Raw genomic sequence first — 26,311 nt, forward strand, 5'->3', positions numbered from 1 at the left:
CTGTTCAAATTATAGCTAGTGGATTTAGCACTGTCAAATAATCTTTCTGCGAACGTAGTAGGCAAACATATGCTGGACAATCACTTTACATGTCGCAAAGATCGGAATAGCTAAAATCATTCCTACAATCCCAGCAATTTGACCTCCAACTATAAGCGCAAAAATGATCAATAGTGGATGTAAATGTAACGTACGACCTACTACTTGTGGAGAAATAATGTTTCCTTCAAGAATTTGACATATCGTATTGACGATCACAACAAGCAACATCATTTTCAATGATACTGTCGATGCCATCAGTAAGGCTGGAGCAGCGCCGATAAACGGTCCAACATACGGAATAACATTAGTAATTGCAACGATGCTGGCGAGTAGCAATGCATAAGGCATGCCAACTAACAAATAACCGACATATGCTAACGTTCCAACAATAATACAGACTAATAGTTGTCCGCGTATATAACTTCCTAACGCATCATCAATATCCTTTAACAAACGAATCGTGTTTTTACGGTGTGACTTAGGAACATACTTAATTACGGCACGTTCAAACACATCAAAATCTTTCAAAATATAGAAAGCCAGAAACGGTACAACAAAAACTACGAATAATGTGCCAACCATCTCACCGATATTATTAACAAATGTAAGCAATGTTTCAGAGATACGTCGCTCCATTAATACTAATGATTTGTTGACACCTTCGCGCAAACTTTCTGGGAATAGTGCATTGTTATTAAAATCTATAACCAATCCCTGTGCTCGCATCGTTAGCTCGGGTAAATGTTTATTCAACTCCTGCATCTGATCGATGAACATGGGAATGAAATTAACGATAATGACCGTTAAAACCGCACAAAACACAGCATAAATTAATAATACTGCCATCGTTCGTGGTACTTTCCGTTCATGTAACATCGTCACCACAGGATTAAGTATGTACGAAATGATCATTGCCACAATAAACGGACCAAGAACAGCCTTCAAAAATGAAAAGATGGTTGCAAGAATCGGCTTAAGCAAAAGCAGAAAATAAATAACTACTAATAGCAATATCGCATAAATTAAAATAACAAAAAATCTATTTTTCGTAAATCGCTCCAATCGTCACACCACCTTTATTCTAACTATTCTTTGCCATTATATGTACAAGTATTCCTATTCAGCACAAAAAGCAGTAACTCTTAAGATAAAGAGTTGCTGTTTTTTGAGATAGTAATGACATATAGCTTAGACCAATGATGCGTTATGTTTCATTTGATGGACATACCAAATGTTATTAAGTTAGAAACTAAAGTATTTCATCTAGCAAGAGACTAATTGCCCCTAGGGAAATATTGTCTGGTAGATCCTCTTTCAATATACTAATAAGTGAAGTGACGTACACAGTCTCATCTGTATCTGAAGCTCCGGATATTTCATTGTTCACTCGCTTCGCAGAAATAGCTAATAATGGATCTGTATCCTGTTCGTCGTTCGGTATTGTAATTGATGTTATTACAAAACCTTCTGTAACTGAGTCTACCCCATATATACTTACACAAATGAAATATTCTGTGGACGTTTCTTCTATTATGTACCCTCCTGGTGCTATACGAGCCTTATCTTTATACTTATCCATTATTGCTGGTTGCACATCGTCAGAATTACCACTCTCCCAGTTGAGATGCGAGGAGTTTTTTGAGTATACTAGCTCTGTATATAAAATTGATAATTTCTTAGATTCATTTTCAATCGCATCCATACTAGGAGATGAAGAATCTTCATTGAGCATCAAACTCCCGCTACAACCTAACTGCAACCCTAAAATCAACACAATGATCATCAATTTTCGTATCGTCTTCATAGTTTCTTGTTCTCGCCCTCTCTCTCACAATTCACCATCTTAATGTATCCACTTAGTAATCCATAAATTTTTCAAAAGACGACAACCTGGTCTTGTGTGTTCATATAAACGAGATTGCCATCTGACATCCATCCCAATAATATCCCCACTCCTATAAATTCGAATGTGCGTAGCTCTGGGTCGTAAATCCATATTTGATTAGATGTAGCTTGAAAGGCCGCTAACCTGCCATCTATTGACCAATTCATTGTATAAAAGTACCAATAATCCGAATCGTTCATTTGCAAGAATATATCCTCGATCATCTGCTCGGATATCCGTTCATCCTTGTAGATCGTGAATTGCTTATCATTAATATTCAATAATACCTCACCCGTCGTATTACTTTCATTAATATCTGCTGGAAGAATAATATTATTGTCATCTTGCCAACTAAGCCGATATTCGAAAAGGAAACCATCACTATGAGACACAGATGCAGCATTTTCATAGGTATCAATAATCTTTCCTTTGTTATCCAAAATAACTAAGTCTGCGGAAGGTCCGATAGACTCATCATGTGCATATAAAATAGCAATTTTCTCTCCATCAGGCGATGAGGATATTCCGTACACCGGTTGATCAAATTCTTCTAATTTCTGCAAACTAAAGTTGTTCAGATCTACACGATACAACATCTTGCTTCCAACTACTATATAGGTATATCCATTATAAAATCTATCCGAGAACATCTCGTGGTATCCGGAGTCATTAATTCTCAAATTATAATTTTTATTATCGATGGAAGGTATATTAATTATCGAGTTTGTTGCAATATCAAAAAGATGGTGCTCATCACCACTATTGAACAGAAATAAAGGATCTTTCGATCCGTCAACTGTAATAGCTTTGATCGTAGGTCCGGCCCATGCTGACAATACTTTATTTACACCAGTAAGAGGATTTCTTAAAGTCATACTTGGTTGGTCTCCCTCAAAAAGTCCAACAAGTATGTTACGATATGGCATACTCTTATCTTCGAATAAATCTCCATCAACCGTAGTAGCTTTATCTAGATTGAACGAAAAAGAAAATACAATCTCATCTAACAATCGAAAACGAATGAGTAGAAACTGTGGTGACTGCCATTCTAGAGAGTATTGTAAATCTGCATCAGCATCACTTTTGATCAAACTAAGATCAATCGCTTGTTGCAGCGAGTCCTTATCCATATCAACTTTTGATCTCACTATGATGACTCGTTCACTACCATCTTTACTCGAAAGTTCTTCCATAGTAAGATATGGCTTTTCTTTAATTATTGAAGGATTCGGAGTTTCATTTATTTCGACAGGTGTTAATTGCTCCACTTTTTCTGTAAGCAATGGGATAGTTGAATCATTATTCGAGATCATCACTTCGCTCTTACAACCAGTAAGCGCTATGACTAAGATCAAGATTAATGTAAGGTAACGCATGCTTAACACTCCCTTATTCCAATTACAATTGATTAGAAGCTATATATATTACATTTTAACCCATAATAATACAAGACGAATTCCCCACACTAAAGTTGCATGAATAGACATACAAAAAAAGAAGGCCCCGCAGCACATATGCGAATCACGACTACTTGCGAGTCATCATTCTATGCTACAAAGCCTTCTATCAGTGATACATGCCAATTAAAAAAATAATCGCATGTTAATTTAAGTGTATTTCTGGTTGTTCCACGGATTCATCATAAAATAAATCATCCAATGAACTTAGTGTACCATCTTCTTCAACTTGAAAAACAGACATTTTATCACCGTTGACTGTAAGTTCTATGTAGCAACCCCAGCAATAAAATTGATGTGATCCGATTTTACCTATATCTTTCGAGTTACAGTTCGGACATCTCATAAATATTACTCCCTATACTCTGACATTGGAAGCTGCGACTGGCTCCAATTCTGATTCACTAACAGCAGGAACGATAATCGCATCTTCACCAAGTAATACTTCATTGAGATCACTCGGCGTTCTGAGCCATTTTCGTCCTTCAATTAGATCCGAAACAAAACCATCTGTAAGCTCATAACCTACTATCTGTGTATCCTGAAATGGGTAAAAATATACATCGGAGATGCGACCAAGTTGCGAACCTGTCACTGTTATGACAGGCATGTCCTTCAAATGAACGACTCCCATACAATAAGCACGCTGCAGTAACTGCTTTTTTCCTGTTAAAACTTGCGCTTCATCAGCGATAAAAACCGCATCATCTCCACAAGTTAACACCGCACTCCATTGCACTGTACGCACCTTCACAGCAAACCATTTTGCATATTCAAGCACTAGACCTTTCAACTTCCAATGCTCATCGAACCAAGCATCCTTCACGACTCCAACTTTTTTGCCATTGTTAATCGTTAGGACAGGTAATCCAATTAATTGCTGAAGTCTGATCATCACTTGTGCTGCCTCCTTCAAACTTTTCATTCAATGAAAAGTTACTTCGTAAGCATATTACTTAACTTTTCATATACTTCTTGAAGTACTACTTTTAATATGAAAAGTGCTTCGGAAGCATATTACTAAGAGTGGATTCGTTTTACAATACTTGCAACTATTGTCGCAGCATCTTCGATTTCCTCTATAGTATTGCCCATTCCAAAGCTAAATCTTACAGCACTATTTAATCGATCAGCACTTAGCCCCATTGCTTTCAACACATGTGAACGTTCTAACGATCCAGAAGTACAAGCCGAACCGCTTGCAACTGCAATTCCTGCTATATCTAAATTCATCAACATGCTTTCGGTATCAACACCAATAAAGCTAATGTTTACGATATGAGATAATCCATGATCAAGATCACTATTCACGATGATCGGATACTTTTCTAATTGTTGTTGTAACAGCTCTACCCATCTATTACGAAGATTTTTCACAAAAGGTTGCCATTTTTCGCGCTTGTTCACACAAATGTCAAGAGCTGTTGCAAAACCAACGATGCCAGCAAGATTTTCCGTTCCTGCTCTTCGCTTTCTTTCTTGGGAGCCACCTTGTTGTAATGCTTCAATCGGAGTGCCTGTCGCTATATATAAACCACCAATGCCTTGAGGACCATTAATTTTGTGGGAGGAGAAACTCATGAGATCAATCGGTAATTGTTGAAGAGAATACGGAATTTGTCCAAGTGTTTGTACAGCATCAACATGAAATAGCGCCCCTACTTGATGAACAAGTTCACCTATTTGCTCAATAGGTTGAATAGTGCCCACTTCATTATTGCCGTGCATAATACTTACTACAGCCGTGTGTTCGCTTAATGCCTCTTGCAGTTCCGCTATATTCACATAGCCTTGCTCGTCAACAGAGACAATCGTTAAATCGAATCCTTCATTGTTAGCAAGCCATTCCATCGAGTGGATAACCGCATGATGTTCAATTGCAGACGTAATAAGCTGCTTTCTCCCCTTCAATGCTTGTGCTCTTGCCACGCCAATAATTGCCAAGTTATCACTTTCGGTTCCACCAGATGTGAACGTAAATTCATTAGGTTTGCACCCGATTATTGAAGCAATCATGTCTCGGGACTGATTAAGGCTATGTTTAGCGTTTCTTCCAAAACGATGAATACTTGAAGCATTTCCTGGACCTTGTTGCATTGTTGCAATCATTGCCGCAATAACGTCTGGATGAATCGGAGTTGTTGCTGCATGATCAAAGTAGTATGACTTCATATGCTCACTTCACTCCAATATTAAATATAGAACATATAGCTATCTTTGCTATCTTTGCTCTGATCTTCTGTATAATTAATTAGATCGTCCAAAGTTGTAGAATCCATAACATTAGCAATACTATCACGAATACGTAGCCATAGATTACGTTTCGCAGGATCATCTTCTTCCGTAAAGTCCACTGGGGATATTGGACCTTCGAGAACTCGAATGATATCACCTGTTGTAATATCTGCTGGTTCTTTGGCCAGTATATAACCACCATATGCCCCACGAATACTTTTCACATAACCTGCATTACGTAGCGGTGCAATCAGTTGCTCCAAATAATGCTCTGATAAATTATTTTTTTCAGCAATACTTTTCAAGGATATTGGACCTTCTCCAAACTTCAAAGCCAATTCCATCATTATCGTTAATCCATAACGACCTTTAGTAGAAATTTTCATATTTCTATACACCTCTTATAATTCATTGTATTCCAATTATTCTTATATGGTATCATAACTATCTACAATCGTCTCCATTTTCACAATAGTTATTCGTGAAATACTATAATAATTATGTTACAATATAAAATGCTTGAATGAACAAGGTGGTGTAATTATGTCAAATCCTAATCAGAACACTAGAGTCGTTATCGGTATGTCGGGCGGCGTTGACTCTTCTGTTGCTGCATTATTATTGAAAGAGCAAGGCTATGAAGTTATCGGTATTTTCATGAAAAACTGGGATGATACAGATGAGTTTGGACATTGTACAGCTGAAGAAGATGCTGAGGATGTTCGTCGTGTCTGCGACCAGATCGGCATTCCATATTATACAGTTAATTTTGAGAAGCAATATTTCGATAAAGTATTCTCTTATTTCTTAGATGAGTACAAGCGTGGAAGAACACCTAATCCTGATGTTATGTGCAATCGTGAAATCAAATTTGGCGATTTCCTCAAAAAGGCAGAAGAACTAAATGCTGATTTTCTTGCTACAGGTCATTATGCCCAAGTTGAGCGTGATGAAAATGGTGTAACGAAATTGTTACGCGGCATAGATTCTAATAAAGATCAAACTTATTTCTTAAATGCACTTAATCAACAGCAATTAGCGAAAGCGATGTTCCCGATCGGTCATCTGCCTAAGCCAGAAGTTCGTAAAATTGCGGAAGCTGCTGGACTTTATACTGCTAAGAAAAAAGATAGCACAGGCGTTTGCTTCATCGGTGAACGTAATTTCAAACAATTTTTAAGTCAGTACTTGCCTGCCAAGCCAGGCGATATGATCGATATTAATACCGGCGAGAAAAAAGGGCGTCATGACGGATTAATGTATTACACATTAGGTCAAAGACAAGGTCTTGGTATCGGTGGCAATGGTAATGGCAATCCATGGTTCGTTGCTGAAAAAGATTTGGAAGCTAATATATTGTATGTCGTTCAAGGTGATACTCATGAAAGCTTGTATTCTGCAAGCTTAGTGGCAACGAATATGAACTGGATTGTTGCAGATGCTCAGCCAGAAACGTTCGAGTGTACGGCCAAATTCCGCTATCGCCAACCCGATCAGCAAGTAACGGTGCAAAAGTTGCCTAATGGTGAAGCTTTTATCACCTTCGCAAGGCAACAAAAAGCGATTACACCTGGACAAGCTGTGGTATTATATGACGTCGATGTATGTCTTGGTGGCGGTACGATCGATAAGGTGAACAAGATTTAATTTAATCATGTAAAACTTTATTAGTATATATGCAAAAAAAAAGACCTTATTGAGCTGAGTTTTATCTCGCTTCATAAGGTCTCGTTATTTACTCCCAGTTCCCATCGTCGTTAATCTAAATTATTTTCAACAAATGAACAGTTAACATGATCTCTCGTCGCAATTAGTAGTTGCTTGTAACCGCTTTACTCCGATAGATGTAATTCTCAGCTGATCCATTTGTTCAATCGTAAAAATATATTTTTCATCTTCTTGTTCATACAATACAGATTGACCGATATGTGGCGGAAATTGAATGTTGGCATACATATATCCACCGATGGAATCCATATCGTCTACTTCAAGTCCGATATTGAAATATCCGTTCACTTCTTCAACAAGCAGCATTGCACTTAACATATAATGATCATGCTGTAGTCGAATAATCTCATGCTCATCTTCATCAAATTCATCCTGAATATCGCCTACAATTTCTTCTAATATATCTTCAAGCGTCGCCATTCCTGAAGTTCCACCATATTCATCAATAAGCAAAGCAATCTGCGTCTTCTTCTTTTGCATCATCGTTAATAAAGTAGATATAGCTATCGTATCGGATACCGTAATAATTGGCCTAATCCATTGCTGCCATTGGTATTCCGTTGTTTTATGATCATACTTTGCAAGTAAGTCCTTAATATGGACAAATCCGATAATATCATCTTTATCATAATTAACGACAGGATATCTCGTTCTCATATGACTAATCGCGGTTTCAATATTGACGGATAATGACTGGTTACACTTTAAGCAAATCATATCAAGTCGGGGAGTCATCACCTCTCTAGCTGTTTTTTCACCGAAGTCGTATTTTGGATACCCTCCCATATTAAATTTATTCACACGACTACCATAATCTCTGCGCTTTAGTTTCCAAGGTGCAATCCAAGTTTTATTAATGAATACGCAACCACAATAAACAACGAAGAGTATACTCATCTGCAAAACCGTCCATCCTATTGACGCTGGATCTTCCAAGTAAGTTTATGCCATCCGGAAAAAATCAGATGACATACACCTCCCTTCATTATTTTCTAGAAGTTAGCCTTCTTGATAGATAAAGTATATATATTCGTGCATAGCAAGTTTTTATTACTTCCAACCAAAAACGTTACCCTTTATATTTTCATAGTTACTATATTTTCTATTGTTCATAACTTGTTCTTACTCTTGATGGTTAACAAGCAACTTTATGTTGTTTCATTTGCTATAATGCTAGTGTGTGCTAATAATCATTGGCTTTTCGATGTTACTTTCTATTACGAAGTAACTACTCGAGAAGTACATAAAAGTTTTAGGGGGATTTACATTGAAGAAGACTGTCTGGTTACTATGTTTATTATTACTCTTGGTTCCAACGCAAATATTTGCGCACTCGAAGGTTACTGAATCATCTCCTGCTGCTGATGCAACAGTAGATTCGACTCCAGAGAAAATTACGATTGCATTTAATACAACGATTGCAACGATGAGTACATTCAAATTATTTAACGAAAACAACGAAGTACAAGTTGTTGACAATATTAGTGTATCTGATCATGAATTAACTGGTGATATACCTTCAACTTTAGATAATGGTGTGTACACTGTGAATTACAATATTATTGGTGCCGATGGTCATGCGATTGATGGAAGCTACTCATTCACGATTAATGCTCCTGAAGCAACACCGACCCCAACTGAAGAAGCTACGAATAGTGAGCCTGAAGCTACGATTGAACCTACGGTAGAACCAACAGTAGCGCCAACAGTGAGTCCAAGCGTTGAAGCTGAGCCAGCTACTGAACCTGAAGCAAAGAAAAATCAAATATGGCCTTATATTGTGATCGGCTTAATTATCGGTGCAGCCGTTGCGTTTGCAGCGAAAAAACGCAAATAATATGGCTTATGTTTCTGAGAGTTTATTATATATCTGCTTTTCGCTAGTATTGGGATACTTTATTTTGCAGCTAGTTCCTGTTGCTTATAAGCCAACCATTGTATTTCCTAAGTGGTTACTGCTGTTATGTGTCATTGGTATTCCCATCATGTCGTATATTCCTTTGCACCTTATCGTGATTCAATATGCGCATGCATTTCAATTAGGCTATATCCCGATGATCCGGAGCATTTTACTCGATCTACCGGTAGGCGAGGCATGGTTATGGACGCTATTAGGCTCTGTTGGATTGGCGCTCATGGTTGGAATTCCTGCTTTCGCCAAAGATCGACATATGCCTAAAGTGGGGCTGCTACTTACGTTATTACTTTCTGTCTGGTTGGGATTCGCTAGTCATGCAGCTTCATTAAGCTCATTCCGAGGGCTAGTCGTTCATACTGGTCATTTTACATCAGTTATTATATGGCTAGGTATTTTGTTCATCGTGAGCTGGTTCGCAACTGACTATAGTCAATGGGAGAAGTTTCTTCGCTGGTTTTCACCACTTGCTATCGTATGTGTACTTATGTCATTAATTGCTGGTATAACGTTGATGTCGTTTACTACAAACCAATATAATAATGGGTTAATGCTCAATTTCGGTCAATATTTGCTCATAAAGCATATTACGATTTTGCCATTATTATGGCTAGCTTTCAGTAATGGTTATCTATATCCAAGAAGAGTGAAAAAAGAACCCATACTATCACCAAAAGGCTTTTTACGTGCTGAAAGCATATTAGCATTAGTTGTACTTATTATTACAGCGATGATGGGGCAACAAGCACCTCCGCATAATGTCGTTGAAACATTACGAACAGAATCACCATCTCGATTGTTCACGTCATTATATCAAGGCTCATTCAGCCCTGATATGGAGCTACTATGGCAGTTCAATCTCAATAGTGTAATGTTATGGCTTGCGGCGCTGCTCATGCTCTATGTATCTTATATCGCCTTTAGGCAGCGTAAAATATGGGTTATGGTCATCGTCTGTCTACTATTCATCGTACTCGCATACCTTGGCTATATGTTCGGCATAGTTGTAAAATAGCTTTTATACGAAGGGGCATCCTGCAATCATTATATTCAATGATTGCGGGATACCCCTTATTTCTTCTCTTCAGATAGCATCATTTCGATGAACCTATCCTATTCCTTTGGGATTATCCCGTTCACTACTTACTACGCTTTCGACGCTCTTGGTTTTGACGGATTTTATCTTCCATTCCTTGTTCCGTTGCTTCATAGATCGTTGCATGGGCAATTTGATCGGGCAAATATTGCTGCTTCACATAATGATTAGGGTAATCATGTGGATACTGATACCCTTTATGACCAAGCTTTTCTGCACCTTTATAATGTGTATCGCATAAATGCAAAGGTACCTCTGTCATCCCTACTTGTTCAATCAATGACGTTGCTTTACCTAAAGCAATAGCAATGGCATTAGACTTCGGACTTTCAACCGCAAATAATATCGCTTGTGCTATATTATATTTCGCTTCTGGAAAACCAATTTTATGATAGGCATCCATTGCATTAACGGCCTGCACCATCGCTTGCGGATTGGCTAAGCCAATATCCTCGCTACATGCCACAATAAGCCTGCGTAAAAATGTCATCGGGTCCATGCCTAACTTCTCTACCGCATATAAAAACCAATAAAGCGCAGCATCACTTGAGCCACGTATACTTTTGTGAAATGCCGATAGTACATCATATTGTGTAGAAGTATCTGCTCGTACTGTACGCTTTCTAATCGATTCCTGTGCTACCTCAATGGTAATATGTACGGTACCATCTTGCGCTGAACTAGTCGTTAATGCAGCCAGTTCCAGCGCATTAAGCGCACGACGAATATCGCCTCCAGCCATCTGAGCCAAATGCTCTAATGCATCATCGTCAACGACAAGCTTCATAAAGCCTAGCCCGCGCGGTTCATTGACAATAGCCCGCTCCATTGAAATTTTGGCATGCTTTGCCGATAGTGGCTCAAGCTGAAATAAAGTTGAACGAGACATTAATGCGCCATTCACATGGTGAAATGGATTTTCCGTCGTTGCACCAATAAAAATAATAATCCCCTGTTCGACAGCCGGTAATAATGCATCTTGACGTGATGTGTTGAAACGATGTACTTCATCGAGAAAGAGTATCGTTTTGCGTCCATATAATACTTTGTTCGTTTTCGCAGACTCAATTACTTCACGAACTTCTTTAACCGAAGCTTCTACTGCGTTTAAACGAACAAATTGTGCCTCGGTTGATTGCGATATAATATGAGCAAGCGTCGTTTTGCCACAGCCAGGCGGACCATAGAGTAAGATCGAGCTAATCTGATCGCCTTCGATTGCTCTACGTAATAATTTGCCTTCACCGACAATATGCTCTTGTCCAATATATTCGTCTAGCTGCTGAGGTCGCATGCGATCTGCTAATAATTTATGCTGAGCAGTTGGTTGCTCCTCATCTAATGTAAATAAGTCCATTATCTCACTTCCAAATTCATAATCTCTACCTTTGATTATAACATTTGTCCCCAATATATATCAGTCCGATATAACATATTAACTATGCCATTTTGCTCGTGCTTGGCAAATATTTGCGCAATATGAGCGATATACTCATCATAACGAGCATCCGTTTCCTGTAGTGAAAAAGATGACGATTGAATTCTTCCGAATAACCCTTCGCGATCGAGCTGCTGCACATATTGATAGCTAGTGAGCTGCGGTTCATAACCACCATAGAACGGCTTCAAAAAAGCTTGACTTATATGCTTATGCTTCACTTCATCGTATTGCTTACCATACTTTAGAAATAACTGGTCATAATCGTTCATAAATGCGGATGCTCCAACATCCCGTTGATTCCACAGCAGCACAACCTGCCCGCCCTGCTTTAATATTCGTTTGAATTCTTCCCGTGCTAGTTCAGCATCGAACCAATGAAAGGCTTGTGCACAAACGATATGATTAACACTATCATTAGCAAGGGATGTCTGTTCTGCACTTCCACTGCTTATACTTAGCCGTTGCTCACTCTGAGTATTTTCTACATTTCCATCGCCTGTTCTCAATCGTTGTTCATTCAAGCTGTTTACTGTTAAATAGGTGTGTAAATAATCGATTAACGCAAAGCGCATATCATCATTCGGTTCCACAGCAACGACATGGAGATGTTGATCCAACATTTTTTTCGTGAAAATACCCGTCCCCGCTCCGATATCTGCTACAACATCACTGCCTGTAATCCCTATTTCCTGAAGCAAATGCTGAATAACCTCTTGTGAATAGCTTGGACGATACTGCACATATTGCTGAGACCGCCCAGAAAAACGTTCTGTAGAATTCATTGCGACCATCCTTTTAAATATGATATTTTCCATCATACAGGAGAGTATTATTATACGTCTATGAGTGGGCTTTGTTTCGCGAATGAATGGTACTTTTACCCTTCATTCCCTCTTCTGAAGAATAGAAAGAGGTTACCTTCAACGATTGAAGATAACCTCTCAACTATTTTGCCATCTGCGATGACTTATTTACTAACTACATTTTTGAACTAACTTTCCAAGTTCGCTTCATATTCGATGTCGAATAAGCTACGAAGCCTAATCCTCGTTATCAAAGTCCGCCTTTTGAACTTACAGCTAATAAATCCTTCACAACTTCGCTCGCCGCTACAAGTCCTGCTACGTTAGGAACGAAAGCATTACTAGAAGGTGGTTGTTGTGCTTTGCGGATTTCTGGCGCATTGTCAGGTACAATACGCTGTGTAACGTCTTCACGCGGCTTAATTGGATCCTCATCGGAGAAGACCACCTTAACCCCTTTTTTGATTCCATCCTTGCGTAGCTTCGTTCTTACGATGCGAGCAACAGGGTCGGTGTGCGTTTTGGAAATATCAGTAATTCTAAGTCGAGTAGGGTCCCATTTATTAGCAACACCCATACTTGAAATAATTGGGATATTACGAGTTAAGCACTCTTTAATAAGATGTACTTTATAAATAATCGTATCCGATGCATCGACAACATAATCAAGATCATAAGCAAATAATTGCTCATATGTCTCTTCTGTGTAGAATATCCGCAGCGAAATAGCATCACAGTCAGGATTAATTAATTTGATACGATCACGCATTAGATCAGTTTTCGGCTGTCCAACAGTTGTCGTAAGCGCATGAATTTGACGGTTAATGTTTGTAATATCTACAACATCTTTGTCAATAAGAATCAATCTGCCTATACCTGTTCTTGCTAATGCTTCAGCAGCAATTCCACCAACGCCACCGATACCAAGAACAGCAACCGTACTACCTTTAAGCTTTTCTAATCCTTCTGGACCCATCGCAAGCTCGTTACGAGAAAATTGATGAAGCATGTTGCTAATCCCCTTTCGCGCCCTACTGATTATTCAGTTTTGTCAGCGTTAGCTACCGCTTCTGCAACTGGCTTAGGTTTCACAACTGTGCGAATATGAAGCTGCTCAAGTTGAGACAATTCAACTTCAGATGGCGCATCACATAATAGATCTGTTGCATTAGCTGTTTTCGGGAATGCAATCGTTTCACGAAGATTAGTACGACCAGTTAGTAACATTACAAGACGGTCGAAGCCGAATGCAATACCGCCATGTGGAGGTGTACCATATTCAAATGCATCTAGTAGGAAGCCGAATTTCTCTTGCGCTTCTTCCATAGAGAATCCAAGTGCAGCGAACATTTTCTCTTGTACATCACGTTTGTAGATACGCATAGAACCGCCACCAACTTCATAGCCGTTCAAGACGATATCGTAAGCTTGCGCACGAATTTGTCCTGGATCAGTGTCGAAGAATTGAACATCATCTTCATTAGGACGCGTGAACGGGTGATGTTCTGCTACATAACGTTTTGCATCTTCATCGTAGCCAAGTAATGGGAAGTCAACAACCCATACAAATTTGAATGCTGATTCATCAATCAGTTTCAAGTCTTTACCTAATTTCAGACGAAGGTTGCCAAGTACGTCAGCAACAACTTTTGGTTTGTCAGCTGAGAATGTTAATAGATCGCCTTCTTCCACGTTCAAACGCTCTGTAAGTGCAGCAATTTCTTCAGGTTTCAAGAACTTAACGATTGGACCTTTCCAGTCGCCATCTTTAATTTGAATCCATGCAAGACCTTTACCGCCATAGCGTGCAGCAAACGGTTGTAGATCATCAAGTTCTTTACGGCTCCAGCTTGCACAGCCTTTAGCGTTAAGTGCTTTAACAACACCGCCACCAGCAGCAATAGAAGCAAATACTTTCACGTCACTTGTTGATACGATATCTGTAATATCTTCAATTTCAAGACCGAAACGAAGATCTGGTTTATCTGAACCATATTTGTTCATCGCGTCTTTATGCGTAATACGTTGGAACGGAAGTTGTAGTTCAACGCCAACCGTTTCACGAAGTAATTTCGCCATAAGATCTTCCATCATGCCAAGCAATTGATCTTGAGACAAGAATGAAGTCTCAATGTCAACTTGCGTAAACTCAGGTTGACGGTCAGAACGTAAATCTTCATCACGGAAACAACGAGCGATTTGGTAGTAACGCTCGATACCACCAACCATTAGCAATTGCTTAAAGATTTGTGGAGATTGTGGTAGGGCGAAAAATTCACCTTCATGTACACGAGATGGAACGAGATAGTCACGTGCACCTTCTGGAGTACTCTTCGTAAGAATTGGTGTTTCAACATCGATAAAACCATTACCGTCTAAGAAGTCACGGAAAATTTTCGCTGCTTTCGAACGAAGCAACAATGTTTTTTGCATTTCCGGACGACGAAGGTCAAGATAACGGTATTTCAAACGAATAGACTCATCAACCTCAACACCATCTTCGATTGGGAATGGAGGAGTTTTCGCAGTATTCATAACTTCGATTTCAGTAACACGAACTTCAATTTCACCAGTTGCAAGATTGGCATTAAATGTTTCTGGATCGCGTTCAACAACCGTACCTTTCATAGCAAGTACATACTCATTACGAGCACGATCAGCGATTTCTAGTGCTTGACCAGAGATATCCGGGTTGAATACCGTTTGCACGATACCTGTACGGTCACGCAAATCAATAAATAATACGCCACCAAGGTCACGACGGCGTTGTACCCAGCCGTTCAATGTTACTTCAGTGCCTACATCAGCTTTAGTTAAAGTACCGCAGTTTACGGTTTTTAGCATAGACATTTCATTTCCTCATTTCATTAATATATAGTATTTTCGTTACTAACCTTGAATGACTTGTGCTAGCTCAGAGAAAGCTACTTGACGTTGCTCCCCTGTCGCCATCTCTTTCAGCGTAATCTCACCATTGGCAAGTTCATCATCACCGAGAATAGCCGTGTAACGAGCCTGTAAGCGATCTGCAGACTTCATCTGAGCCTTCATCTTGCGACCTTGATAGTCACGTTCAGCTTTTACTCCTGCTTTACGTAACTGATAAACAAGCTTAGTCACTTGACGATCCGCTTCTTCACCAAGAGCGACAAGATACACATCCAACTCATTAAGATTTGGAATTTCCGTTTCTTGATGTTCAAGTAATAGAACAGTACGTTCTAATCCAAGACCGAAGCCTATACCTGGTTGATCAGGACCACCAACTTCAGCAACTAATCCGTTATAACGGCCACCAGCGCCAACGGTATCGATTGCGCCAATACCTTCAGCTTTAAATTCAAATACTGTGTGCGTGTAGTAATCGAGACCACGCACAAGACGGTGATTAATTTGGAATGGAATTTCCATGTCCATTAGATGTTGCTTCACCTTTTCAAAGTGAGTTTGACATTCTTCGTCCAAACTGTCCAAAATCGATGGTGCATCTGTAAAGTGTTTTTGATCAACTTTACAATCCAATACACGAAGTGGATTACGATCCATGCGAGACTGACAGTCTTTACAAAGAATTTCACGTTTCGGTTCCAAATAAGTAAGTAGCTTCTCACGGAATGCAGCGCGAACCGCTGGAGTACCTACAGAGTTGATCTCAACACCAACACCTCTAAGCCCAACTTCTGTGTAGAAGGTGTAGCCCAGCGCGATGACTTCTGCATCTAGCGCAGGATCAACTGCACCGATGGCCTCAATCCCAAACTGATGGAATTGACGATAGCGGCCAGCTTGGGGACGCTCATAACGGAACATAGGACCCATATAGTACAACTTAGTCAGATCTGGCTCTCCGAATAACTTGTTCTCTACAAAAGAGCGTACAACGCCTGCTGTACCTTCTGGACGAAGTGTTAAGCTGCGCTCTCCACGATCGATGAACGTATACATCTCTTTCTCAACGATATCTGTTGTTTCACCAACACCACGCTGGAACAGTTCAGTAGATTCAAAAATCGGTGTACGTATTTCTCTAAAATTGTAGCGACTACAAATTTCACGAGCTTTCTGCTCGACGAACTGCCATTTTTCTACGCTTCCTGGCAATATATCTTGCGTACCAGGCGATTTCTTGAATGACATTGCGATAACCCCCTTAAACTTTTCATATCATCTCTGTAAGGTCAATTTTGGCACTACAGCTGCACATATTGAGCTACTCTCACTCTGTAAGGCCAATTTTGACACTACAGCTGCACATATTGAGCTACTCTCACTCTGTAAGGCCAATTTTGACACTACAGCTGCACATATTGAGCTACTCTCACTCTGTAAGGCCAATATTGACACTACAGCTGCATATATTGAGCTACTCTCACTCTGTAAGGTCAATTTTGGCACTACAGCTGCACATATTGAGCTACTCTCACTCTGTAAGGCCAATTTTGACACTACAGCTGCACATTAGTGCCGAGCAGGTCATTTTGAACTACCTCTAAGGAAACACAAAAAAACTCTCGCTCCTTCTGACTAATAGCCAAAAGGGACGAGAGTATTATCTCCCGTGGTACCACCCACATTTCGAATATCTAGCAACTAACAAGTTGATCTTGCAAAGTCGCAGCTATTCGCTCCATACGATTATCGTCCGTAACACGCATAAAACTAATGTCGCACTTATGTAAATAAGTACCGTTCATCTTATGTTCTCGGGGATGTTATTCACTCAATACATATAAAGGTGCTTTCAGCCAATTGACACCTATCTCTGGGTATAGTGGAGTTGAGTTACTTCTTCCCGTCTAGGAATAAAATATTTAGTTGTTACTGATATCACATTTTACTTGTCTTACCGACGAAAGTCAATATAGAACTATATCAACCGAAAAAAGACAGAAAAAAACCTGCGGCATATCCGCAGGCCATAATAATATATTATTAAAAAGGGGGTCGAGATTTATTATAGGTTAATGATGTTAAAGGAACATTATCATTATATTACAAGTTGATTACAAAAAAGAAAGCGTTTCAATTGCCTGTCTATCCGTTTTTGCGGAGGGCACACTCACTTCTATAAGGGGCGTGTCTACTTCTCTTCCGTATCAACAATAATTGTAATCGGGCCATCATTAACCAAACTTACATCCATCTCTGCGCCAAATTGACCTGTTTCAACAAAAAGCCCTTTGGCACGCAGCAAATCATTAAACATAAGATACATTGGCTCTGCATGCTCTGGCCTTGCCGCCTTCATAAAGCTAGGGCGCCGACCTTTGCGACAATCTCCAAATAGCGTAAATTGTGAGACAGACAATATGCTCCCGCCAGCCTCCGCAATATCTAAGTTCATCTTACCCGATTCATCTTCAAATATTCGCAGTCCAGCTAGCTTGTCCGCCATCCACTTAAGTTCTTGCTCTGTATCCTCATGGGTAATACCAACGAGCAGCACTAGCCCTTTATCAATCGCACCAACTTGCTCCCCAGCTATCGTAACATTGGCTGCTTTACTACGCTGTACAACTACTCTCACTTGCGCTTCCGCCTTTCTCAAGTAACGCTCCATCGTCTTGGCTTGCGAAAACCCTCTTATCGAACTTACCTTTATTGCATAATCCGTTGCACAGAATAAATATCTTGAATTTTTTTAATCTTCTCGACGACATTTGTCAGATGCTCTGTATGACTAATCAGAACCGTCATATGGATAATCGCCACCTTATCTTTCCCTGTTCGTCCAGATACCGCACTAATATTAGTTTTCGCCTCGGATACAGCTTGAAGCACTTCATTCAATAATCCACGACGATCGCTACCAGTAATTTCAATATCGACACTATAGTTGGCATTCGCCGAAGCTACCCACTCTACTTCAATGACACGATCTGCTTCTTCATTATCTGTACCGAATGGAATATTCAAACAATCCATGCGATGCACAGATACACCTCTACCGCGTGTAATATAGCCGATAATAAGGTCGCCTGGAACAGGATTACAGCATCTTGCAAAGCGAACAAGTAAATTATCTACGCCTTTAACTCTGACACCATTATTGTTATTTCTCACACGCTTGCTAGCCGAGCTGCCTTTTATTTCAGTAATTTCCTTCGTCAGCTCGATCTGATTCGCTTCTTCTTGTTCCCGACGAAGTTTTTCAGTAAGCTTCGTTACGATTTGTGCAGCAGTTATGCCCCCAAATCCAATCCCAGCCATCATATCTTCAATATCATTAAATGAGAATTTGGTCGCCGCTTCCTGTAGCTTATCATCAGTCATCCATAGATGTGGCTCAAGACCAAGACGTTTTAGCTCGCGTTCAATTAAATCGCGACCCTTTGCGACATTTTCCTCACGCTTTTCCTTCTTGAACCATTGCTTAATTTTACTTCTTGCATGTGAAGATTGAGCAATTTTCAACCAATCGGAGCTAGGTCCATAGGAATGTTTACTCGTCAATATTTCAACGATATCGCCTGTTTTTAATTTATGATCAAGCGGTACAATTCGACCATTTACTTTAGCGCCAATCGTACGATTACCGACCTCAGTATGAATACGGAATGCAAAATCTAAAGGCACAGAACCCGCTGGCAGCTCGATAACTTCACCATTTGGCGTAAACACAAATACAAGATCAGAGAAGAAGTCCATTTTCAGTGATTCCATAAACTCTGCCGCATCTTGTGTTTCATTCTGCAATTCAAGAATTTCGCGGAACCATGTCATCTTATCGCCAAACGTACCATCAGGAACGACATTACCTTCCTTATACGCCCAGTGCGCAGCAATACCATACTCAGAAGTAAGATGCATATCCCAAGTACGAATTTGCACTTCCGTCGGTTCACCATTCGGACCAATAACCGTCGTATGTAGCGATTGGTACATATTCGCTTTAGGCATGGCAATATAGTCTTTGAAACGACCTGGCATCGGTTTCCAAAGCGTATGAATAATACCTAACGTAGCGTAACAATCTTTAATATTTTCAACGATGACTCGAATAGCAAATAAATCATAGATCTCGCTGAATTGTTTATTGCGCGTCGTCATTTTTTGATAAATGCTATACAAATGCTTCGGACGTCCTGAGATATCACCTTCGATACCCATTTCAGCTATCTTTTCACGAATGCGACTAACGACATCTTCAATAAACGCTTCACGTTCAACCCGTTTCTTCTTCATCAAATTTGCAATACGATAATATTGTTGGGAATTCAAATAACGGAGTGCAATATCTTCCATTTCCCATTTAATCGCAGAAATACCGAGACGATGAGCAATTGGACAGAAAATTTCAAGTGTTTCATAAGCAATTCTACGCTGTGATTCCTCTGATTGATATTTCAACGTACGCATATTATGCAAACGATCAGCTAATTTAATAAGAATAACTCGAATGTCTTGCGCCATCGCAACAAACATTTTTCGGTAATTTTCATTTTGCTGTTCTTCACGTGATTGGAACCTTATTTTTTCTAATTTTGTCAAACCATCTACAAGCATCGCGCAAGTTTCGCCAAATTTCTCGCGAACCGTCTCAAGATCGACCGTTGTATCTTCAACGACATCATGAAGCAGAGCCGTCACAATGGACAGCACGTCCATACCCATATCTAATACGATATCTGCAACCGTTAAAGGATGCAATATATAGGCCTCACCTGATTTACGTACTTGCCCTTTATGGGCTTGATCTGCAAAATCATAGGCCTCCCTAATCAGCTTGAGATCTTGCTCTTTCATATTGATTGATGCTTTCTCAATTAATTGCTCTATGCCCATGATAAGATCCCTTCCCAAGCTAGTTCATCTAAAGTCCGAGCTACTTTTTTTCTGTTTCTAATTATTATGCCTGTTTTATACCTATTACGTCAATGTACCGTTACAAAAACAGACCGCTACCTTATGCAAGATCAACATAATCGCTCTGCAAGGGTAGTCGGCCTATCGCCAAATGTTAACTATTTTTATTAATAAGTCATTAAGGTTTGAACCTCAACGCCTTCCATTTTTTTTCTTCCGTCAAGATATGAAAGCTCGATCAAAAACGCTGCTCCAACTACCTCGCCACCGCACTGTCTAATCAGATCAATAACCGTTGCAATCGTACCGCCCGTCGCTAACAAATCATCAGCTATAAGTACACGTTGTCCTGGCACAATTGCATCCTTGTGCATAGCTAGCTGGTCAGTACCATACTCTAGTGAATAACTGGCACTAATCGTTTCACCAGGTAATTTACCACTTTTACGAATCGGTACAAAGCCTACGCCAAGCTCAAGCGCAAGTGGAGCGCCGACAACAAAACCACGTGCTTCAGGTCCAGCAATAACATCGATTTGCAGATGCTCTACTAATTTCCGAAGCTCAACGATCGAAGCTTTATAAGCCGCTCCATCTTTCAATAACGTTGTAATATCTTTGAACCGAATTCCTGGTTTTGGATAATCTTCAATGACACGAATATAATCCTTAAAGTTAATCGTTGAATTTGACACCATTCGTCAACCCTTTCTGTGACTGCCTGAACTTGCATTCATTGCGTTTCAAATTGCAACTTAGCATTATTATAACGGGCTGAGCTCGCTAAATCTTTTTTCTGTGGAGAAGCTAACGCTTCAATCTGATGAGCATGATTAATAATAAACCCAAGCTCCTCAAAAACTGCTACGATCAAATCAATTTCAACGCTTTGTAACCCACTGAGCTTACTAAGTTTTTCGTATAAACTATGTTTGGGTACGATCCCTTGCTTACGAATATACTGATAAATGATACCAAATTGTTCTCGTGTTGGGAATACTTTTATCACTTCTTTTGGTACATGTATATCTTGTAATTGAAGCTGTGGCTTCCTGATCGAGTTCCATTCATTGATAGAAAGCTCTCCTACGACTTCAATCGACTCGGGAACGATTAATTGCTTCGCATAATCCCCCATACCAAAGCCAATAACATCGAGCGTCAGTTGTTGATCTTTGAGCAACAGCTTAAGATGTTTACCTTCTTTGCCAATCGCCCTACGTTCAGCAAGATTAGTATGCTTTACGAGCACACGCGGTGAAGGATTACTCATACCAAACGGCTCTAATAAAGATAATTGCTTAATTGTGTCGATTGTAATATCTTGTAAATCGCAGGAAAGATCAATTTTCAGCTTCGGTATCCAGTCCTCTTCCGTTAACCATTGTACTGCTAAAGAGTCAAGTTCCGCTTCTAATCGAGGTAAATTATCAATACGTACCGTCATTCCTGCAGCGGCCTGATGACCACCATAATGCTCTAACAATGAATCGCACTCTGTTAATGCAGCATGGAGATCATAACCTTCAATCGATCTAGCTGAACCTTTTGCTGTTCCTTTCTCAGCATCAATTCCAAACACAATAACAGGCTTATAGTAACGTTCTAACATTTTCGAAGCAACGATGCCTATAACGCCAACATTCCATCCCTCTTGGGCGAGTACAATAACATTAGGTGCTGATTGCCCCGCTGCTTGAAGCTTGCTCTGCCACTGTGCTTCCGCTGCTTGAACCATCGTTTCAACAATCAGTTGACGTTCCTTATTCAAATAATCTAGCTCGGTCGCAAGTTGAATCGCTTCCTGCTGACTAGATGAAGTAATCAATTCCACAGCTTGCTTCGCATGTTTCAGTCTGCCCGCTGCATTAATTTTTGGAGCAATTCCAAAGCCAATATTCGCAGCGCTCAATTCACTGATATTAATACCACAAACTTCAGCTAGAGCACTAAAACCAATCTGCTCGCCTTTTCGCAGTTCCGCTAGTCCATAACTTACAATAATACGATTCTCGTCTTGTAGCGGCATAAGGTCGGCAATGGTGCCAAGTGCCACGATACCAGACCATTGCATTGGTGCACCCTTTAATAACGCCGTTGCCAGCTTAAATGCTACACCAACACCTGCTAATCCTTTGAATGGATAAGAGCAATGCAACTGCTTCGGATTCACAACTGCAGCTGCTTGAGGCAATTGTTCTGGCGGTTCATGATGGTCTGTAATAACAACGTCGATACCTAGTAGTTTAGCGTATTCTACCTCTTCATATGCACTAATACCAGTATCCACAGTTACCATAAGTGTGACACCTGCTTGATGAGCTTTATCAATTGCCCCTTTATTCAACCCATAACCTTCTAACATTCGGTGTGGGATATAATAGTCAAACTGCAATTCTAGTTCAGCAAATGTAAAATAGAGCAATGATGTACTTGATACACCATCCGCGTCGTAATCTCCATAAATCCAAACCTTTTCTCCTTGTTCCTTCGCCAGCAATATCCGCTGGACAGCTTCATTCATCCCTGCTAGCAAGTATGGATCATGCATTTGGGCAGGTGTCCCATATAAAAATGCCTCTATAGAGTCAGCGTTATTATACCCACGCTGAATTAATAATTTAGTTACAAGAGTGGGAATAGTTAGTTGCTTACTTAATTGTGTCGCAAGTTTTTCATCCTCTTGGGACCAAGTAGCTAACTGCCAACGATTTTTACGTTGAATCATCTCACCAACTCCTTTCAATGTTATCAAAGTCCACGTTTTTGAACTACATCTTCCAATCAAGGTTCAAAAAGTGGGCTTTCAGAATCGAGCATGTGAAGCGTTACTTGAGAAAGGCGGAAGCGCAAGTGTACATCATTACGTACACGCGAACCGTACTTTCCAAGTTCGTTTCAGATGCGATGTCGAATAAGCTACGGCAGCATAATCATCGTTATCAAAGTCCACGTTTTTGAACTACATATATAGCTACTGCAATATTGTCGGTACTTCATCGTGAGCAGTGGAGTGGTTTGATTTGTACGGATAAACAGGTGCAAACGGCTTCACATGAACGATGACATCAGTAAGATGAGTAAAACGATGCATCAAGAGCCAGCGTACACGTTTGGCAATATCATGCCCTTCCTGCACTGTAATCTTCGGATTAACATTAATCGTTAATGTCGCAACAACATAATGCCCTTGTTCCTTCGCATCACAATTCTCAATCGCTACCACGCCATTAATGCGTTGTACTACTTGTAAAATACGCTCTGAGCTATCGGAGTCGTTAGTGCATTCATCTGTAAGGTGAGACTTAGAGAAAAGCTTCTTTAGCTTACTCAATAAGCTCTTTTGTTTTTCAACATCTGCTGACATCTGATCCTCCTAAAACATTTCAGGGCTTTATCATGAAATGTACTTCGTAAGCATTCACATCGTTTCTACGTCTTTCAACATCTCATTATACCATAACTATTCAAAAATTCTTCACAAAAAACAATCCTCCAATTGCTAGTCTTTACTAACAATTGGAGGATACTATTAAAGCTGATTCTGAGAGCTTGCTTTTCAAACTTCCGCTTCCAATCAAGATTCAAATGCGGGCTTTCAGATGCGATGTCGAATATGCTACGTTAGCATACTCATCGTTATCAAAGTCCGCTTTTTAAACTTCCTCTTCAACTAAATTACTGGTTCCTTCTTCGGTGAAGGCCCAGCAACTTTCGGTTTCTTAGTCTTTTCTCTCTTTTTCAAATCAAACCAAAGTGGGCTCGCCAAGCATACTGTTGAGTAAGCACCACTTACAAGTCCAATTAGAATAGCTAGTGAGAATAGACGAATCGATTCACTGCCGAATAAGAAGATTAATAATGTAACAATAAACACAGTTAACACCGTATATAAGTTACGAGCCATCGTTTGCCAAATACTCGCATTTACAATTTCTTGTAGTTGTTCTGCATTTTTATGAGGTTTAAAGCGTAAGTTCTCACGAATACGGTCAAATATTACGATTTTATCGTTAATAGAATATCCAAGAACAGTCAGAACGGCTGCAATGAATGGAAGATCTACTTCTAATTGGAAGATAGAGAACAATGTAACTACAACAAAACAGTCATACAATATCGTAAGATTAGCTGCTAGAGCAAATCTCCATTCAAAACGAATCATTACATACAACATAATTAATAGAGAAGCAGCAAGAATTGCCCAAATTGTTTTAACGGCAAGCTCTCTCGCTAAGTCTGCTGATACAACAAAAACTTCAAATTCCATCTGATCGCCAAACTTACTCATGAGGGCCGTTTGAATAGCTTTCACTGAATCAGCAGGTAAGTCATCACCAAAACGAACAGAAATACGTTCATTATTCGTTCCACCTACTGTCGGTATTTCATCATAGTCCAGTCCCGTTAGTACATCAATGACTTCAGCTTGTGTTACGCCATGATCGGCTACTGCGTCCATCGTTGTTCCGGACTTAAAGTCAATACCTAAGTTCATCTGGAAAATTAGCAGCGATACGATTCCAATTATAACTAGCAAGATCGAGCCTGTTAAAAATTTCTTACGATTTTTCACAAAGTCATATCGAATTTTATAATCAAAGTGCACGGATATCTTCCTCCTTCACACCATAATATTTCGGTTTCATAAATGCATTACTGCTTACTAATAACGTAAGAAGGAATCTTGAAAAGTAAATATTTGTAAGCATACTAACGATAATACTGAATATCATCGTTAAGGCGAAGCCTTTAATTGCGCCATCTCCGATTACATATAATGCAATACTCGCAATAATAGATGTCACGTTCGCATCCATAATTGTACGGAATGAGCTCTTAGAGCCTGCTTTCAAGCTTGAATACATACTTTTCCCTGTACGAATTTCCTCTTTAATCCGTTCAGCAGTAATAATATTAGCATCGACCGCCATTCCGACACCAAGTACAAACGCCGCGATACCCGGAAGCGTCAACGTTGCCCCCATCCAATTGTGTACTAATAGCAGTAGCCATGCGTACGTAATAATCGAAATGCCGGCAACAAAACCTGGTACACGGAAAATAATAACCATGAACACTAACACGATTAACGAACCGATCACACCAGCGGTTACTGTATCTTTAAGGGATTCCAATCCTAATTTGGCACCAACACTTTGTGCATACTTCTCAGTAAGCTTCAATGGCAATGACCCCATATTAATCAGGTCACGCAATTCCTCCGCTTCGGCACGCTCTGCATTACCGAGTGAAATTTGCGCGGATCCACCTGTAATTGGCGTATGCACACTAGGACGTGATATCTCTTCATCATCCAGATAAATAGCTAGGTAAGAACCTACTAGCGTAGTCGTTACATCAGTAAATTTCTGAGCATTTTTCAATTCGATCGTTACGACCGGACGATTCAATTCATCAGAAACTACGCCAGCACTGTTTTCTTTGAAATCCGTACCGTCTAACATAATCGTACCATCAGGCGCACGGAAAGTAAGATTAATTGGCTTAGCCAATAATTCTCTAATCTCTTCTTCATTCGTTACACCAGGAAGACGAACACGAATGCGGTTGGTTCCCTCTGGTAACACCTCTGGTTCCGCAACACCTGAGGCATTAATCCGCTTTTCTAAGCTTTTCGCAGTTTGCTTCAATGCTTCTGGTGTTACGGTGCCACCTTCTTCAAATGGTGTAGCCTCATAAAGCACTTCAAAGCCGCCTTTAAGATCAAGTCCTAGCTTTACATCTTTCAGTATAGCAGGGCTTGTCCAAGCGATCATGCCAAATAGCACAACAACCACTACGACAAAGGCAAGCAATCTTTTCATAACCATACGTCAATAATCCCCCTTAGATCTCAATATTCCCATTATACAGATGTCGAAATACGGCGTCAAAAAAAA

The 26,311-nt window shown here is 39.9% G+C and carries 24 protein-coding genes and 1 other annotated feature; of the genes, 4 read left to right on the forward strand and 20 right to left on the reverse strand.

Features of this window, described 5'->3' with window-relative positions:
* Nucleotides 1-33: 33 nt before the first annotated feature.
* The 7 genes from AC1TPB_RS08640 to cymR form a co-directional block, all read right to left on the reverse strand.
* Complete coding sequence (locus AC1TPB_RS08640) at nucleotides 34-1,104, reverse strand: AI-2E family transporter (protein WP_482076111.1); 1,071 nt, start codon at nucleotides 1,102-1,104, stop codon at nucleotides 34-36.
* A gap of 187 nt (nucleotides 1,105-1,291) precedes the next feature.
* Nucleotides 1,292-1,846, reverse strand: coding sequence for a hypothetical protein (locus tag AC1TPB_RS08645; RefSeq protein WP_482076112.1), 555 nt, complete (start codon nucleotides 1,844-1,846; stop codon nucleotides 1,292-1,294).
* Nucleotides 1,847-1,917: 71 nt separating this feature from the next.
* On the reverse strand, nucleotides 1,918-3,303 hold the full coding sequence (locus AC1TPB_RS08650) for a hypothetical protein (RefSeq protein WP_482076113.1): 1,386 nt from the start codon (nucleotides 3,301-3,303) through the stop codon (nucleotides 1,918-1,920).
* Nucleotides 3,304-3,529: 226 nt separating this feature from the next.
* Nucleotides 3,530-3,730, reverse strand: coding sequence for a hypothetical protein (locus tag AC1TPB_RS08655; RefSeq protein ID WP_482061449.1), 201 nt, complete (start codon nucleotides 3,728-3,730; stop codon nucleotides 3,530-3,532).
* 12 nt (nucleotides 3,731-3,742) lie between these two features.
* Nucleotides 3,743-4,279 (reverse strand): PRC-barrel domain-containing protein, encoded by a 537-nt coding sequence (locus AC1TPB_RS08660; RefSeq protein ID WP_482061813.1) that lies wholly within the window; start codon nucleotides 4,277-4,279, stop codon nucleotides 3,743-3,745.
* Nucleotides 4,280-4,404: 125 nt separating this feature from the next.
* On the reverse strand, nucleotides 4,405-5,556 hold the full coding sequence (locus AC1TPB_RS08665) for a cysteine desulfurase family protein (RefSeq protein WP_482076114.1): 1,152 nt from the start codon (nucleotides 5,554-5,556) through the stop codon (nucleotides 4,405-4,407).
* Between the two features lie 20 nt (nucleotides 5,557-5,576).
* A complete protein-coding gene (cymR, locus tag AC1TPB_RS08670; RefSeq protein WP_482076115.1) occupies nucleotides 5,577-6,005 on the reverse strand; it encodes a cysteine metabolism transcriptional regulator CymR in 429 nt (142 codons plus the stop codon).
* Nucleotides 6,006-6,162: 157 nt separating this feature from the next.
* On the opposite strand from cymR, the gene mnmA reads away from it, so the two are divergent.
* A complete protein-coding gene (mnmA, locus tag AC1TPB_RS08675) occupies nucleotides 6,163-7,266 on the forward strand; it encodes a tRNA 2-thiouridine(34) synthase MnmA (protein WP_482076116.1) in 1,104 nt (367 codons plus the stop codon).
* Between the two features lie 141 nt (nucleotides 7,267-7,407).
* On the opposite strand, the gene AC1TPB_RS08680 is transcribed toward mnmA, so the two are convergent.
* A complete protein-coding gene (locus AC1TPB_RS08680) occupies nucleotides 7,408-8,244 on the reverse strand; it encodes a hemolysin family protein (protein ID WP_482076355.1) in 837 nt (278 codons plus the stop codon).
* A 370-nt stretch (nucleotides 8,245-8,614) separates the two neighbouring features.
* On the opposite strand from AC1TPB_RS08680, the gene AC1TPB_RS08685 reads away from it, so the two are divergent.
* Both AC1TPB_RS08685 and AC1TPB_RS08690 read left to right on the forward strand, forming a co-directional pair.
* On the forward strand, nucleotides 8,615-9,184 hold the full coding sequence (locus AC1TPB_RS08685) for a copper resistance CopC family protein (RefSeq protein ID WP_482076117.1): 570 nt from the start codon (nucleotides 8,615-8,617) through the stop codon (nucleotides 9,182-9,184).
* Nucleotides 9,185-9,248: 64 nt separating this feature from the next.
* Nucleotides 9,249-10,277, forward strand: a complete 1,029-nt coding sequence (locus tag AC1TPB_RS08690; protein ID WP_482076118.1) for a copper resistance D family protein — start codon at nucleotides 9,249-9,251, stop codon at nucleotides 10,275-10,277.
* Nucleotides 10,278-10,401: 124 nt separating this feature from the next.
* Here the strand turns inward: AC1TPB_RS08690 and AC1TPB_RS08695 are convergent, their stop codons facing one another.
* From AC1TPB_RS08695 to recJ, 9 genes are all read right to left on the reverse strand, one after another.
* Entirely contained in the window at nucleotides 10,402-11,715 is a 1,314-nt protein-coding gene (locus tag AC1TPB_RS08695; protein ID WP_482076119.1) for a replication-associated recombination protein A, read from the reverse strand.
* A gap of 35 nt (nucleotides 11,716-11,750) precedes the next feature.
* Nucleotides 11,751-12,581 (reverse strand): class I SAM-dependent methyltransferase, encoded by an 831-nt coding sequence (locus tag AC1TPB_RS08700; protein WP_482076120.1) that lies wholly within the window; start codon nucleotides 12,579-12,581, stop codon nucleotides 11,751-11,753.
* Nucleotides 12,582-12,852: 271 nt separating this feature from the next.
* On the reverse strand, nucleotides 12,853-13,611 hold the full coding sequence (locus AC1TPB_RS08705) for a tRNA threonylcarbamoyladenosine dehydratase (RefSeq protein WP_482076121.1): 759 nt from the start codon (nucleotides 13,609-13,611) through the stop codon (nucleotides 12,853-12,855).
* 29 nt (nucleotides 13,612-13,640) lie between these two features.
* Nucleotides 13,641-15,446 (reverse strand): aspartate--tRNA ligase, encoded by a 1,806-nt coding sequence (gene aspS, locus AC1TPB_RS08710; protein ID WP_482076356.1) that lies wholly within the window; start codon nucleotides 15,444-15,446, stop codon nucleotides 13,641-13,643.
* Nucleotides 15,447-15,491: 45 nt separating this feature from the next.
* Nucleotides 15,492-16,739 (reverse strand): histidine--tRNA ligase, encoded by a 1,248-nt coding sequence (gene hisS, locus AC1TPB_RS08715; protein ID WP_482076122.1) that lies wholly within the window; start codon nucleotides 16,737-16,739, stop codon nucleotides 15,492-15,494.
* A gap of 396 nt (nucleotides 16,740-17,135) precedes the next feature.
* Nucleotides 17,136-17,410, reverse strand: a binding site (T-box leader).
* Between the two features lie 272 nt (nucleotides 17,411-17,682).
* Nucleotides 17,683-18,129 carry a D-aminoacyl-tRNA deacylase gene (dtd, locus tag AC1TPB_RS08720; RefSeq protein ID WP_482076357.1) on the reverse strand — a complete coding sequence of 149 codons (447 nt, stop codon included), beginning with the start codon at nucleotides 18,127-18,129 and terminating at the stop codon, nucleotides 17,683-17,685.
* 71 nt (nucleotides 18,130-18,200) lie between these two features.
* Nucleotides 18,201-20,387 (reverse strand): RelA/SpoT family protein, encoded by a 2,187-nt coding sequence (locus tag AC1TPB_RS08725; RefSeq protein ID WP_482076123.1) that lies wholly within the window; start codon nucleotides 20,385-20,387, stop codon nucleotides 18,201-18,203.
* 188 nt (nucleotides 20,388-20,575) lie between these two features.
* Nucleotides 20,576-21,088, reverse strand: coding sequence for an adenine phosphoribosyltransferase (locus AC1TPB_RS08730; protein ID WP_482076358.1), 513 nt, complete (start codon nucleotides 21,086-21,088; stop codon nucleotides 20,576-20,578).
* Between the two features lie 53 nt (nucleotides 21,089-21,141).
* Complete coding sequence (gene recJ / locus AC1TPB_RS08735; protein WP_482076124.1) at nucleotides 21,142-23,136, reverse strand: single-stranded-DNA-specific exonuclease RecJ; 1,995 nt, start codon at nucleotides 23,134-23,136, stop codon at nucleotides 21,142-21,144.
* A gap of 104 nt (nucleotides 23,137-23,240) precedes the next feature.
* Between recJ and AC1TPB_RS08740 the strand changes: the two genes are divergently transcribed.
* A complete protein-coding gene (locus AC1TPB_RS08740; protein ID WP_482076125.1) occupies nucleotides 23,241-23,369 on the forward strand; it encodes a hypothetical protein in 129 nt (42 codons plus the stop codon).
* A 13-nt stretch (nucleotides 23,370-23,382) separates the two neighbouring features.
* On the opposite strand, the gene AC1TPB_RS08745 is transcribed toward AC1TPB_RS08740, so the two are convergent.
* The 3 genes from AC1TPB_RS08745 to secD form a co-directional block, all read right to left on the reverse strand.
* A complete protein-coding gene (locus AC1TPB_RS08745; RefSeq protein WP_482076126.1) occupies nucleotides 23,383-23,775 on the reverse strand; it encodes a cation transporter dimerization domain-containing protein in 393 nt (130 codons plus the stop codon).
* Nucleotides 23,776-24,081: 306 nt separating this feature from the next.
* Complete coding sequence (gene secF, locus AC1TPB_RS08750; RefSeq protein WP_482076127.1) at nucleotides 24,082-25,017, reverse strand: protein translocase subunit SecF; 936 nt, start codon at nucleotides 25,015-25,017, stop codon at nucleotides 24,082-24,084.
* Nucleotides 25,007-26,242, reverse strand: a complete 1,236-nt coding sequence (gene secD / locus AC1TPB_RS08755) for a protein translocase subunit SecD (RefSeq protein ID WP_482076128.1) — start codon at nucleotides 26,240-26,242, stop codon at nucleotides 25,007-25,009. Before secD ends, secF begins: the two co-directional genes overlap by 11 nt.
* Nucleotides 26,243-26,311 lie beyond the last annotated feature (69 nt).

The organism is Paenibacillus sp. Y951, from assembly GCF_056786395.1.